This window comes from Nocardioides zeicaulis, from assembly GCF_042432345.1.
GTDB classification, from domain to species: domain Bacteria; phylum Actinomycetota; class Actinomycetes; order Propionibacteriales; family Nocardioidaceae; genus Nocardioides; species Nocardioides zeicaulis.
The window spans coordinates 2,867,265-2,880,838 of record NZ_JBHLXH010000001.1; the positions used below are offsets into that span (position 1 = coordinate 2,867,265).

The following is a 13,574-nucleotide window of genomic DNA, read 5'->3' on the forward strand; positions in this document are numbered from 1 at the left end:
TCACACCCATGAGTTCAAGATCAAACCCAACCAGGAGGAGCCCCAGTGGCTAAGGCGAAGTTCGAGCGGACCAAGCCGCACGTCAACATCGGCACCATCGGTCACATCGACCACGGCAAGACGACGCTGACCGCGGCGATCACCAAGGTGCTGCACGACAAGCACCCGGACCTCAACGAGGCTTCGGCGTTCGACCAGATCGACAAGGCTCCCGAGGAGCGCCAGCGCGGCATCACCATCTCGATCGCGCACGTCGAGTACCAGACCGAGACGCGCCACTACGCGCACGTCGACTGCCCGGGTCACGCCGACTACATCAAGAACATGATCACCGGCGCGGCGCAGATGGACGGTGCCATCCTGGTGGTTGCCGCCACCGACGGCCCGATGCCGCAGACCCGCGAGCACGTGCTGCTCGCCCGCCAGGTCGGCGTGCCCGCCCTGGTCGTCGCGCTCAACAAGTGCGACATGGTCGACGACGAGGAGCTCATCGAGCTCGTCGAGATGGAGGTGCGCGAGCTCCTCTCCGAGTACGAGTTCCCGGGCGACGACATCCCCGTCGTGCGCGTGGCGGCCTTCCCGGCCCTCAACGGCGACGCCAAGTGGGGCGACTCGATCGCCGAGCTCATGCAGGCCGTGGACGACTACATCCCGACCCCCGAGCGTGAGACCGACAAGCCCTTCCTCATGCCCGTCGAGGACGTCTTCACGATCACCGGTCGTGGCACCGTCATCACCGGTCGCATCGAGCGCGGCATCGTCAAGGTCAACGAGGAGGTCGAGATCATCGGCATCCGCGAGGGCTCGATGAAGTCCACCGTCACCGGTGTCGAGATGTTCCGCAAGCTCCTCGACGAGGGCCAGGCGGGCGAGAACGTCGGTCTGCTCCTCCGTGGCACCAAGCGCGAGGACGTGGAGCGCGGCATGGTCGTGATCAAGCCGGGCACGACCACCCCGCACACCAACTTCGAGGCCTCGGTCTACATCCTCTCGAAGGACGAGGGCGGCCGTCACACGCCGTTCTTCAACAACTACCGCCCGCAGTTCTACTTCCGTACGACTGACGTGACCGGTGTTGTGACCCTTCCCGAGGGCACCGAGATGGTCATGCCGGGTGACAACACCGAGATGTCGGTCGAGCTCATCCAGCCCATCGCGATGGACGAGGGCCTGCGCTTCGCCATCCGCGAGGGTGGCCGCACCGTCGGCGCCGGCCGCGTCGTCAAGATCACCAAGTGATCTGAGCGCCTGAGGGCGCACCTGCACCACACCGAGACCCCGTCTCCCACCAGGGAGGCGGGGTCTCGTGCGTCCCCACCCGGCAGGCACGATGGGCCCATGGGATTCACCAGGGCCGAGCTCGAGGCCTTCCGCGACACCGAGGTCCCCGACCTGCTCCCCGAGCCCGGCGTCCCGCTGCGGCTGCTGTTCGTCGGGATCAACCCCGGCCTGTGGACCGCGGCGGTCCAGACCCACTTCGCCCGGCCGGGCAACCGGTTCTGGCCGGCCCTGCTCCGCGCCGGCGTCATCGACCGGCAGGTGGATCCCTCGGCCGGCATGACCGAGGAGGACCGCGACGCGCTGCGCAGCCGGGGGATCGGCATCACCAACGTCGTCGCCCGCGCCACCGCCCGCGCCGACGAGCTCACCACCGAGGAGCTCCGCGCCGGGGGCGAGCGGCTGCGCCGGCTCGTCGAGGAGCGGGAGCCCGACGTGGTGGCGGTCGCCGGCATCACCGCCTACCGCACCGCGTTCGGTGAGCGCCGTGCCGCGACCGGCGAGCAGCCCGTGCGCTGGGGCGTCTCGCGCGTGTTCGTCGTGCCGAACCCGTCGGGGCTCAACGCCCACGACACCGTGGCCTCCCTCGCCGAGGCGTACGCCGGCGCAGCCCGCGCGGCGGGCCTCCTCGGCGGCGCCTGAGCACCCCGGCCCGCCCGCCCGCTCAGGCGGCGAGCGGCGGCAGCATGCCGTGGCGGCGCAGCACGACCTCGACGCGGTCGCGCTCGTGGTCGAGCTCGGCGCCCGGGCCCAGCACCTCGAGCAGGTGGGTCTCACCGGCCATGTCGGCCGCCTCGGCCAGGACGCGGTCGTAGGCCAGCCGGCAGCCCTCGTACTTCGCGAAGCGCATCCCTCCCCGGTGGAACGAGGTGTGCAGCCGGCGCAGGTCCGCCCCGACCTGCTCGATGGGCCGGCGCAGCGGCACCACGTCGGCCACCGGGTGCGGACGCGACCGACGCACCCGCGCCACGAGCGCGACCGCGAGCCGCACCGAGCGCCACCGGGCCAGGTCGCCGGAGCAGGCCGCGAGCACCGCGGGGAGGACGGTGCCCGCGAGCACCGCCAGCACCACGACCTGGAGCCAGCGCGCCATCGCTCCACGGTACGCCCGCGACGCGTGGGCGTCACCGGGCCCGGTCACCCGACGAGCGCCTGCACCGCGCCGCGGAACACCGAGGTGTGCGCGTCCACGTCGGCCTGGGTGTGGAAGGGCGAGAACAGCGACATGTTGTGGAACGGGGCCAGCAGCACGCCGCGGTTGACGGTCCAGAGGTGGAAGAAGGCGTCGAGCTCCTCGTCGACGGCGGCGGCCGCCTCGGCCCCGGCGCGCGGGGGAGGGCAGAACCAGTACTCCGCCCGGCAGCCGAGGCGCTGCACGTGCCACGGCAGGCGGTGCTCGTCGATGACCTCCTGGATGCCGGCGGTGAACGCCTCAGCGAGCGGGATCGCGACGTCGAAGTCCTCCTGCCGCAGGGCGCTCGACAGCGTCGCCCGCACGGCGGCCATGGCCAGCGCCGAGCCGGACAGCGTCCCGCCGACCCCGGCGACGTCGATGTCGTGGCCGAGCATCGGGCCCTCGAGACGCGCGGCGACCTCGTCGCTCATGCCGTAGGCGGCGACCGGGATGCCGCCACCGATGGGCTTGCCGATGACCACCATGTCGGGGTCGAGGTCCCACGCGGCCGTGGCGCCCCCGGGTCCGGCGCAGATGGTGTGGGTCTCGTCGTTGACCAGGAGCACGCCGTGGCGGCGGGTGACCTCGCGGACGCCCTCGAGGTAGCCCGGGTCGGGCAGCACGATGCCGATGTTGGTCAGCGCCGGCTCCATGAGCAGGCACGCGACGTCGCCCTCGGCCAGACGCCGGTCGAGGGCGTCGAGGTCGTTGAACGGCACCACGGCGGTGGTGACGGCGACGTCGACCTGCGGTCCGAGCGCGCCGGGGCGCGGCACCACGCGGTCGCCGGCCCGACCGTGCTCGAGGACGCCGAGCGTCTCGTCGACCGTGCCGTGGTAGCACCAGTCCATCACCGCGATGCGGGGCCGCCCGGTGAGGTGGCGGGCGAAGCGCAGCACGAAGCGGTTGGCGTCGGTGGCGGTCATCGCCATCTGCCAGCGCGGCAGCCCGAACCTCCGGCTGAGCTCGCCGGCCACCCAGGCGGCGTCGGTCGAGGGCAGCATCGTGGTGATGCCGCGCTCGGTGCGCTCGCGCACCGCCTCGGCGACGGCCGGCAGGCAGTGGCCGGTCATCGAGCCGGTGTCGCCGAGGCAGAGGTCGACGTAGTCGAGGCCGTCGACGTCGGTGAACCGGCCGCCGCCGGCGGACTCCACGAACAGCGGGAACGACCCGGGCCAGCGGGTCATCCACGGCATCGGGACGCCGGCCAGGAGGTGCTGGCCGGCCTCGCCGGCGAGGCGCGCGGACGTGGGGTGGAGCTCGACGAAGCGCTGCTCCTCCGCGGCGTGCAGCGTCGCGAGCCGCGCCCGGTCGACGGCCGCGGCCGGGTCGGTCACAGGGCGCTCCCGACGTACTTCGTCTCCAGGTACTCCTCGATCCCCTCGAAGCCGCCCTCGCGGCCGAAGCCGGAGTGCTTCACCCCGCCGAAGGGGGCTGCCGGGTTGGACACGATGCCGGTGTTGACCCCGACCATGCCGAACTCGAGCGCCTCGCTGACCCGCAGGACCCGCGCGTGGTCGCGGGTGAACACGTAGGCCACCAGCCCGTACTCGGTGTCGTTGGCGCGCGCGAGGGCCTCGTCCTCGTCGGTGAAGGTGGTGACGGGGGCGACCGGGCCGAAGATCTCCTCGCGGAGCAGCCGCGCCGAGGGCGGTACGTCGACCAGCACGGTCGGCGGGTAGAAGTGGCCCGGGCCCTCGGGAACCTCGCCGCCGACGAGGGCGCGGGCACCGGACGACACCGCGTCGTGGACCAGCACGTGGACCCCGGTGCGCGCCTTGTCGGTGATCAGCGGCCCGACGTCGACCCCGTCCCGGGTGCCGTCGCCGACGGTGAGGGCACCCATGCGCTCGGCGAGGCGGGAGGAGAACTCCTCGGCCACGGAGGCGTGCACCAGGAACCGGTTGGCCGACGTGCAGGCCTCGCCGATGTTGCGCATCTTGGCCAGCATGGCGCCGTCGACGGCCGCGTCGAGGTCGGCGTCGTCGAAGACCAGGAACGGGGCGTTGCCGCCGAGCTCCATCGACACCCGCAGGAGCTGGTCGGAGGCCTGGGCGACCAGCGTCCTGCCCACGGCGGTCGACCCGGTGAAGGTGAGCTTGCGCAGCCGCGGGTCGCGGATGATCGGCTCGCACACCCCGCCGGAGTCGGTCGTGGTGAGGACGTTGAGCACGCCGGCGGGCAGGCCGACCTCCTCGAGCAGCGCCGCGAGCGCCAGCATGGTCAGCGGCGTCTCCGCGGCCGGCTTGACCACCATCGTGCAGCCCGCCGCGATGGCGGGGCCGATCTTGCGGGTGCCCATGGCGAGCGGGAAGTTCCAGGGCGTGATCATCAGCGTGGGGCCGACGGGTGCCTTCATCGTGATGAGCCGGCTGCCACCGGCCGGGGCCTCGGAGTAGCGGCCGTGCACGCGCACCGCCTCCTCGGAGAACCACCGGAAGAACTCCGCCCCGTAGGTCACCTCGCCGCGGGCCTCGGCCAGCGTCTTGCCCATCTCGAGCGTCATCAGCCGCGCGAAGTCGTCGGCCCGCTCGGTGAGCAGCTCGAAGGCGCTGCGCAGGACCTCGGCCCGCGTGCGCGGCTCGGTCGCACGCCACGCGCGCTGGGCCTCCGCGGCCGCCGCCAGCGCACGCTCGCCGTCGGCGGGCGTGGCGTCGGCGACGCTCGCCAGCACCTCCTCGTCGGCGGGGTTGAGCACCTCGAAGGTGGCGCCGCCGCTCGCGCCGACCCACTCGCCCCCGATCAGCAGCTGGCGGGGGACGGACTCGAGCAGGGACTCGTTGCTGGTCATCACTCCACCTTGCCACTGACCGCGGCGTCGAACGCGGCCTCGAAGACGTCGAGCCCCTCGGCCAGGAGGTCGTCGCCGATGGCGAGCGGGGGCAGGAACCGGAACACGTTGCCGAAGGTGCCGCACGTGAGGGTCACCAGGCCCTGCGAGGAGCAGGCCCGGTGCACCGCGCCCGCCAGCGCGGCGTCGGGCGTGCGGCCGGCGCCGTCGGAGACCAGCTCGATCGCGAGCATCGCGCCGCGGCCGCGGACGTCGCCGACGCGGTCGGGGTGCCGGGCGGCGAGCGCCTCGAGACGGGGCAGGAACGTCTTCTCGATCTCGCGCGCGCGGGCCGGGAGGTCCTCGGCCTCCATCGTCTCGATGGCGGCCAGCGCCGCCACGCACGCCACGGGGTTGCCGCCGTAGGTGCCGCCCAGGCCGCCGACGTGCACGGAGTCCATCACCTCGGCCCGGCCGGTGACGGCGGCGAGGGGCAGGCCGCCGGCCATGCCCTTGGCGGTGGTCATGAGGTCGGGCACCACGCCCTCGTGGTCGCAGGCGAACCAGTCGCCGGTGCGGGCGAAGCCGGTCTGCACCTCGTCGGCGATCAGCAGGATGCCGTGCTCGCGGCACCAGTCCGCGACCCGTCGCAGCCAGCCGGGGGGAGGCACGATGAAGCCGCCCTCGCCCTGGATCGGCTCGATCAGCACGGCGGCGGTGTTGTCCTCGCCGACCTGGGCGTGGACGGTGGCGACGAAGGCGTCGAACGCCTCCTCCGCGCACGCCTCGGGACCGCCGGGCCAGCGGTAGGGGTAGGCCATGGGCGCGCGGTAGACCTCGCCGGCGAACGGGCCGAAGCGGTGCTTGTAGGGCATGTTCTTCGCGGTCAGCGCCATCGTCAGGTTCGTGCGCCCGTGGTAGGCGTGGTCGAAGACGACGATGGCGTCGCGACCGGTGTGGTGGCGCGCGACCTTGACCGCGTTCTCCACCGCCTCGGCGCCGGAGTTGAACAGCGCCGAGCGCTTCTCGTGATCGCCGGGCGTGAGCTGCGCGAGCTTCTCGCAGACCGCGACGTACTCCTCGTAGGGCGTCACCATGAAGCAGGTGTGGGTGAAGTCGGCGACCTGCCGCTGCACCGCCTCGACCACCCGGGGCGCCGCGTTGCCGACCGTGGTGACCGCGATGCCCGAGCCGAAGTCGATGAGCTGGTTGCCGTCGACGTCGCGGAGCACGCCGCCGCCTGCCTGCTCGACGTAGACCGGCAGCGTCGTGCCGACGCCGGCCGAGACCGCGGCGACCTTGCGCGCCTGGAGCTCGCGCGAGCGCGGGCCGGGGATCTCGGTGGCCAGGATGCGTTCCTGCGACAGCGTCATGGTGTGCGTTCCTCCATTCCCCACGGGGATCCGTACCCCTCGGGCTTCGGTGCGGCGAGCAGGTCGAGGAACGGCTTCGGGGGAAGCGCCTCGGGGCCGAGCACGCCCGTGCCCGACCAGGTGCCGTCGGCGAGCAGCTCGAGCGCGACGACGGGGTTGATCGCGGTCTGCCAGACCACGCACTGCGCGCCGTAGTCGCGCATCGAGTCGGCGTTGTCGACCACGTGGTAGAGGTACGTCGCGCGGGGCGCGCCGTCCTTGCCGGTGCCGGTGACGAACAGCCCGGCGCAGGTCTTGCCCTCCATCCGGGGGCCGATGGTGGCCGGGTCGGGCAGGCACGCAGCGACCACGTCGCGCGGCGAGACCTCGACGCCCTTGACCGTCACGGGCTCCGTGGAGTCGAGGCCCAGGGTGTGCAGCGTGCGGAGGATCGAGATCATCTCCTCGCCCAGGCCGTACTTGAAGGTGACGCGGTCGGCGTCGATCCACCGCGGCATGAGGAGCACCTCCTCGTGCTCGACGTGGACGCACTCGACCGGCCCGATGCCCTCGGGGAAGTCGAAGACCTCGGGCTCGGAGAAGGGCGGCAGGGTGAAGAACCCCTGCTCGACGTCGCCCCCGGCGCGCTCGCGCTCCCACACCACCGGCGGGTTGAGGCACTCCTCGATGATGGTCCACATCGAGAAGCCGGGCGCGAACACCTCGTTGCCGTCGTCGTCGCGGATCACCAGGTTGGCGCCGTCGCGGGTGCCGAGCTCGTCGATGTGGTCGAAGAGCTCGTCGGCGGCGTAGCGGGCGAGGACGTCGGAGAGCCCGGGCTCGACGCCGATGCCGAGCAGGGCGAGCCGGCCGGCCTGCTCCCACTCGTGCGCCCGCGCGAGCTGCTCGTCGCCGAGCTTGACGCCGACCTTCTCGTAGGGCGCGTCGGGGTGGCGCACCGACAGGCTCATGGCCATGTCGAGGTAGTCGGCGCCGGCGTCGAACGCCCCGGTGAAGATCGGCATCACGAAGCGCGGGTCGACAGCGTTGAAGACGTGCGTCGCCCCGACCTCGCGGGCCAGCGCCGCCACTGCGTCGGCGTCGGAGGCGTCGACCTGGGCGGCGGAGAAGCGGCCGTCGTCCGTACGACGCTCCCGCGCCGCGGCGACGGTGCGCTCGGCACGGGCGAGGTCGTAGTCGGCGACGACCCAGGCCTCGAAGTAGTCGCGCTCGACGGCGATCCGCGCCGCGGCGTCGCCGACGCCGCCCGCTCCCACCATCAGCACGCGCATGGGTCGGTCCATCAGGGGTTCACTCCTTGGTCCTGGACGCCCGGAACGAGCTGACGACCTGCGCGCCGACGACGAGCAGGACCGCGATCACGAACATCGAGAAGCCGATGACGTTCGCCTCGGCCGGGATGCCACGTCGCGACGCGACGTAGACGAACTTGGGGAAGGTGTTCTCGTTGCCGGAGACGAAGTTGGTGATGATGAAGTCGTCGAAGGACAGCGAGAACGCGAGCATCGCCGCGCCGAGGATGCCGGGCAGGATCAGCGGGAAGGTGACCTTCCAGAACGTCTCCATCGGGCCGGCGTAGAGGTCCTGCGCCGCCTCCTCGATGCGCGGGTCGAGCGACTGGATGCGGGCCTTCACCGTCACCACCACGAAGCTCAGGCAGAACATGATGTGGGCGAAGACGATGGTCCAGAAGCCGAGGCTGAGGCCGATGCGGGTGAATCCCTGCACGAAGATCGTGAGCAGCGCGGCGCCCATGACGATCTCGGGCGTGGCCATCGGCACGAAGATCAGCACGTTGCTGGCGGCCTTGCCGCGGAAGCGGTAGCGCACCATCGCCAGGGCCATCAGCGTGCCGAGGACGGTCGCGACGAACGTGGCGATCGCGCCGACCTGCAGCGAGACCACCAGCGACTCGCAGGCCCCGGCGACGCGGCAGGGGTCCTGCCAGTGCTTCCACGTGAAGCCCTGCCACACGATGTTGGTCTTGCCGTGGTCGTTGAAGGAGAAGGCGAAGGTGTAGGCCACCGGCAGGAACAGGTACAGCAGCACCAGCACCGCCGACAGCATCACCAAGTGGCTGGCCAGCCAGAGCTGGACGCGCTTGGCCGCCGAGGGCCGGTACGCCGGGGACGTCGCGGTCGTGGTCATCTCACACCAGCTCCTCGGTGCCGAACCTGCGGACGTAGAGGAAGACCATCACCAAGATGGCGGCCATCAGCGTGAAGGACAGCGCAGCCGCCACGGGGTAGCCCCCGGGGATCGCGAGGAACTGGTCGTTGATGACGTTGCCGACCATCTTGCCGCGCTGGGGACCGAGCAGCTCCATGTTGACGAAGTCGCCGGCCGCCGGGATGAACGTGAGCAGCGTGCCGGCCAGGACGCCGGGCATCGACATCGGCAGGGTGACGGTGCGGAACGTCGTGAGGCCGTTGGCGTAGAGGTCGCCGCCCGCCTCGATCACGCGCGGGTCGGCCCGCTCCAGCGAGGCGTAGATCGGCAGGACCATGAAGGGCAGGAAGTTGTAGGTCAGGCCGGCCACGACCGCGAGCGGGGTGTTGATGATGTGCCCGCCGGGCAGCAGGTGGAGGAAGTCCAGGCTGCGCACCACCCAGCCCTCGTCGGCCAGGATCTGCGACCACGCGAACGTGCGCAGGATGAAGGAGGTGAAGAACGGTGCGACGACGCAGATCATCATCAGGTTGCGCCACCGGCCGGCCTTGAACGCCATCGCGTAGGCGAGCGGGTAGGCGACCACGAAGGCGAGGAACGTCGCGAGCCCGGCGTAGACGAAGGAGCGCGCGAAGTGCGGCGCGTAGTCGGTGAGGGCGCTGGCGTAGTTGTGGAAGTTCAGGTCGCGGTAGTAGTAGCCCGGGAAGCCGGGGAACCGGCTCTGCAGGCTCACCGAGGCCAGCTGCACCAGCGGCAGGATGAAGAACACCCCGAGCCACAGCGCGCCGGGCAGCAGCAGGAGGTACGCCGTCCAGCTGCGCTTCTCGGTCTCGGGTGCGGGCGGGGACGGGTGGACCGCGGGGTCGCCGGCGACCTGCGAGACCTGCGAGAGCGAGCTCATGACGCGTCCGGCACGCCGAAGGCGTGACTCGGGTTCCAGGTCAGCCACACCTCGTCGCCCGGCCTGAGGTCGATCGGCTCGACGTCGAGGTTCTGCTCGTAGCAGCTCCACGTCGCGCCGCTCGGCATGTCGACGAGGTAGCTGGTCGCGACGCCGAGGAACGACACGTCGCGGACCACGCCCTTGACGTCGTTGCCGACCCCCTCGGGCTGCTTGCGCGACACCGTCACCTTCTCGGGCCGCACGCCGAAGAGCACCCTGCCCTCGTGCACCTGCGAGCGCGACTTCGGGATCTGCACCTTCGTGCCGAGGACGTCGGCGACGACCCGGTCGCCGTCGGTGCCCTCGATGACGCCCTCGCCGATGTTGGCCTGGCCCAGGAAGTTGGCCACGAAGCGGGTGCGGGGGAGGTCGTAGAGCGCGGCCGGGGCGCCCATCTGCTCGATCCGGCCCTTGTTCATCACCGCGACCGTGTCGGCCATGGTCATGGCCTCCTCCTGGTCGTGGGTGACGTGGATGAAGGTGAGCCCGACCTCGGTCTGGATCCGCTTGAGCTCCACCTGCATCTCGCGGCGCAGCTTGAGGTCGAGCGCGCCCAGCGGCTCGTCGAGAAGCAGCACCTCGGGGTGGTTGACCAGGGCCCGGGCGAGCGCCACGCGCTGCTGCTGGCCGCCGGAGAGCTGGGCCGGCTTGCGGGTGGCGAACTGGGTCATCTGCACCAGCTCGAGCGCCTCGCCGGCCCGCTGGTCGGCGTCCTTGTCCTTGCGCCGCTTCGGACCGAACGCGACGTTGTCGCGGATCGTCAGGTGCGGGAACAGCGCGTAGGACTGGAACACGGTGTTGACCGGGCGCTCGTAGGGGCGCGAGCCGGTCAGGTCGGTGTCGCCGATGCGCACCCGCCCGACGGTCGGCTGCTCGAGGCCGGCCACCATGCGCAAGGTCGTCGTCTTCCCGCAGCCCGACGGGCCGAGGAGGGCGAAGAACGAGCCGCGCGGCACGGTCAGGTCGATGTCGTCGACGGCCGTGAAGTCGCCGAACGACTTGGTGACGCCCTCGAGGTGGAGGTCGCCGCGCGCCTCCCGGAATCCCGCCATGTCAGTTCCCCATCACCTTCGTGGACCACAGGTCGGCGTACTCGATCTCCTCGTCGGCGTCGAGCGCGCGGAACTGCTGGATGTTGGACTCCGAGATGAAGTCGGCGGTCGGGAAGATCCACGGGCTCTCGGCGAGCTCGGGGTCGATCTTCTCCATCTCCGCCTGCGCCCCGTCGACGGGACAGACGTAGTTGACCCACGCCGCGACCTGGGCCGCCACGGCCGGCTCGTAGTAGTAGTCCATGAGCTTCTGGGCGTTGCCGCGGTGGGTCGCGGTGATCGGCACCATGAGGTTGTCCGACCACAGCGTGCCGCCGGACTCGGGGATCGTGAACGTCCACGCCGGGTCCTCGGTGTCGGCTGCGAGCACGAAGATGTCGCCGCTCCACGTGATGCCGGCGACCGCGTTGCCGCTGGTGAGGTCCTCCATGTAGGAGTTGCCCTTCACCTTGCGGATGTAGCCCTCCTCGATCTTCTGCTCGATGAAGTCCAGCGCCTTCTCGAACTCCGCCTTGCCCCAATCGCTGGAGATGTCGACGCCCTGCGCCTGCATCACCAGGCCGGCGGTGTCGCGGAACTCCGAGAGCACCACGATGCGGCCCTTGAGGTCGTCGGCCCACAGGTCGTCGAGCGACTTGAGCTCGCGCCCCACCTTGTCGCGGTTGTAGCCGATGCCGGCGAAGCCGCTCTGCCAGGTGATGGAGTAGTTGCGGCCGGGGTCGAAGCTGACCTCCTTGAGCGGCTGCAGCAGGTGCGTGACGACGTTGGGCATCTCGATGAGCTCCAGCGGCTGGCACAGCTGGTCGCGGATCACGCGGCCGGCCATCCAGTCGGTGAAGGTGAAGATGTCGCGGTCGATGCTCTGGTCGGCGCGCAGCTGCGGGGCGACCTTGGCGTAGTAGGAGTCGTTGTCGTCGACGTCCTCGCTGTAGCTGACCTCGATCCCGGTCTTCTGCTCGAACGCGGTGAGCGTCGGCGAGCTGGTCTCCTTGCCGTTCATGTCGAGGTAGGCCGTCCAGTTGGCCCACTTCAGGACCTTCTCCTTCTCGGAGAGGTCCTGGGGCAGGTCGAGGCTGGTCAGCCCGCCCGCGCCCGACGGGGGCTTGGGCGGCGCGCACGCGCTGAGCGCGGCGCCGGCGCCGGTCGCCAGGCCCGTGCCGAGCAGAGCGCGCCGGCTCAGGCCGCCGGACGCCGCGCGGGTGAGGGCCGCGGCGGGCTCCGAGAGGTGGCGCCGCGAGCGGCGGGGGATGGGTGTCATCTGTGCAGGTCCTTCGCTCAGCCCCGAGTGGTGGGTTCGGTCAGCTCTCGATGTTGGCCATGACGTGCTTGATCCGCGTGTAGTCCTCGAAGCCGTACATCGACAGGTCCTTGCCGTAGCCGGACTTCTTGTAGCCCCCGTGCGGCATCTCGGCCACGAGCGGGATGTGGGTGTTGATCCACACGCAGCCGAAGTCGAGCGCCTTCGACATCCGCATCGCCCGGCCGAAGTCCTTGGTCCACACCGACGAGGCGAGGCCGTAGTCGACGCCGTTGGCCCACCGCACCGCCTCGGCCTCGTCGTCGAAGCGCTGCACGGTGATGACGGGGCCGAAGATCTCGTTCTGGATCGCCGCGTCGTCCTGGCGCAGGCCGGAGAGCACCGTGGGCTCGAGGTAGAAGCCGTCGCCGAGGTCGGTGCGCCGGTTGCCGCCCGCGGAGACCGTGGCGTGCGAGGGGAGGTCCTCGATGAAGCCGCTGACCCGCGCGAGCTGGTTCGCGTTGTTGACCGGTCCGAGGAGGGCGTCCTCGTCGTCGGGCAGCCCGACGGCCGCCTGGGTGCGGGCGTAGTCGGACAGCGCCGCCACGAAGTCGTCGTGGATGCCCGGGGCGACGAGCACGCGCGTGGCCGCGGTGCAGTCCTGCCCGGCGTTGAAGTAGCCGGCGATCGCGATGCCCTCGACGGCCGCCTCGAGGTCGGCGTCGTCGAACACCACGACCGGCGCCTTGCCGCCGAGCTCGAGGTGCACGCGCTTCAGGTTCGGTGCCGCGCTGGCGGCGACCTCGGCCCCTGCCCGCACCGAGCCGGTGATCGCGACCAGGCCGGGGATGCGGTGCTCGACGAGGAGGCGGCCGGTCTCCCGGTCGCCGGTGACGACGTTCAGGGTGCCGGCGGGCAGGAAGTCGGAGGCGATCTCGGCCAGGCGGAGCGTGCTCTCCGGCGTGGTGTCGCTGGGCTTGAGCACGACCGTGTTGCCTGCGGCCAGCGCCGGGCCGATCTTCCAGACCGCCATCAGCAGGGGGTAGTTCCACGGCGTGACCTGCCCGACCACGCCGATCGGCTCGCGCCGGATCCACGAGGTGTGGCCGGCCATGTACTCTCCCGCGGCCTTGCCCTCCAGGACGCGGGCCGCCCCGGCGAAGAACCGGAGCTGGTCGACCATCGGGGGGATCTCCTCGCTCGCGGTGAGCGCCTTGATCTTCCCGGTGTTCGCCGACTCGAGCGCGATCAGCTCCTCGGCGTGCTCCTCCACCGCGTCGGCGAGCTTGAGCAGCGCCTGCTGGCGCTCGCCGGGCGTCGTGCCGCCCCACTCGCCGAAGGCCCGGTCGGCCGCCTCGTAGGCGGCGTCGACGTCCTCGGCCCCGCTGACCGGGGCGTGCGCCACGACCTGCCCGGTGGACGGGTCGACCACCTCGGTCGTGTGGCCCGTCCGGGCCTCGACGTAGGTGCCTCCGATGAAGTTGCGCAGCGTGCGTGGGCTGGTCACGTGGGTCCTCCCGGTCGGGTGCGGTGAAGGGAGAGTAGGACGACCCGGCGGACAATCTCCATAGTTGAACC

The 13,574-nt window shown here is 71.2% G+C and carries 12 protein-coding genes; 2 read left to right on the forward strand and 10 right to left on the reverse strand.

What is annotated here, in order from left to right:
* The first annotated feature begins 45 nt into the window (after positions 1-45).
* Together tuf and ACFFJG_RS14055 are read left to right on the forward strand one after the other, a co-directional pair.
* Positions 46-1,239 carry an elongation factor Tu gene (gene tuf / locus ACFFJG_RS14050; RefSeq protein WP_121141621.1) on the forward strand — a complete coding sequence of 398 codons (1,194 nt, stop codon included), beginning with the start codon at positions 46-48 and terminating at the stop codon, positions 1,237-1,239.
* 99 nt (positions 1,240-1,338) lie between these two features.
* Entirely contained in the window at positions 1,339-1,920 is a 582-nt protein-coding gene (locus ACFFJG_RS14055; protein WP_378519344.1) for a mismatch-specific DNA-glycosylase, read from the forward strand.
* Between the two features lie 22 nt (positions 1,921-1,942).
* On the opposite strand, the gene ACFFJG_RS14060 is transcribed toward ACFFJG_RS14055, so the two are convergent.
* The 10 genes from ACFFJG_RS14060 to ACFFJG_RS14105 are packed head-to-tail and all read right to left on the reverse strand — an operon-like array spanning position 1,943 to position 13,503.
* The gene (locus tag ACFFJG_RS14060; protein ID WP_378519345.1) at positions 1,943-2,371 is read right to left on the reverse strand and encodes a hypothetical protein; all 429 of its coding nucleotides are present in this window, start codon (positions 2,369-2,371) and stop codon (positions 1,943-1,945) included.
* Positions 2,372-2,415: 44 nt separating this feature from the next.
* Positions 2,416-3,789, reverse strand: coding sequence for a transaminase (locus ACFFJG_RS14065; RefSeq protein WP_378519346.1), 1,374 nt, complete (start codon positions 3,787-3,789; stop codon positions 2,416-2,418).
* Entirely contained in the window at positions 3,786-5,243 is a 1,458-nt protein-coding gene (locus tag ACFFJG_RS14070; RefSeq protein ID WP_378519347.1) for an NAD-dependent succinate-semialdehyde dehydrogenase, read from the reverse strand. The genes ACFFJG_RS14065 and ACFFJG_RS14070 overlap by 4 nt, the downstream gene beginning before the upstream one ends.
* On the reverse strand, positions 5,243-6,595 hold the full coding sequence (gabT, locus tag ACFFJG_RS14075) for a 4-aminobutyrate--2-oxoglutarate transaminase (protein ID WP_378519348.1): 1,353 nt from the start codon (positions 6,593-6,595) through the stop codon (positions 5,243-5,245). Before gabT ends, ACFFJG_RS14070 begins: the two co-directional genes overlap by 1 nt.
* On the reverse strand, positions 6,592-7,878 hold the full coding sequence (locus ACFFJG_RS14080) for a saccharopine dehydrogenase family protein (protein WP_378519349.1): 1,287 nt from the start codon (positions 7,876-7,878) through the stop codon (positions 6,592-6,594). Before ACFFJG_RS14080 ends, gabT begins: the two co-directional genes overlap by 4 nt.
* A gap of 7 nt (positions 7,879-7,885) precedes the next feature.
* Complete coding sequence (locus tag ACFFJG_RS14085) at positions 7,886-8,743, reverse strand: ABC transporter permease (protein WP_378519350.1); 858 nt, start codon at positions 8,741-8,743, stop codon at positions 7,886-7,888.
* Between the two features lies 1 nt (position 8,744).
* Complete coding sequence (locus ACFFJG_RS14090; protein ID WP_378519351.1) at positions 8,745-9,665, reverse strand: ABC transporter permease; 921 nt, start codon at positions 9,663-9,665, stop codon at positions 8,745-8,747.
* Positions 9,662-10,759: an ABC transporter ATP-binding protein gene (locus ACFFJG_RS14095; protein ID WP_378519352.1), complete on the reverse strand. Its 1,098-nt coding sequence runs from the start codon at positions 10,757-10,759 to the stop codon at positions 9,662-9,664. Before ACFFJG_RS14095 ends, ACFFJG_RS14090 begins: the two co-directional genes overlap by 4 nt.
* 1 nt (position 10,760) lies before the next feature.
* On the reverse strand, positions 10,761-12,017 hold the full coding sequence (locus ACFFJG_RS14100; RefSeq protein WP_378519353.1) for an ABC transporter substrate-binding protein: 1,257 nt from the start codon (positions 12,015-12,017) through the stop codon (positions 10,761-10,763).
* 40 nt (positions 12,018-12,057) lie between these two features.
* Positions 12,058-13,503, reverse strand: a complete 1,446-nt coding sequence (locus ACFFJG_RS14105; protein ID WP_378519354.1) for a gamma-aminobutyraldehyde dehydrogenase — start codon at positions 13,501-13,503, stop codon at positions 12,058-12,060.
* Between the last annotated feature and the right edge of the window lie 71 nt (positions 13,504-13,574).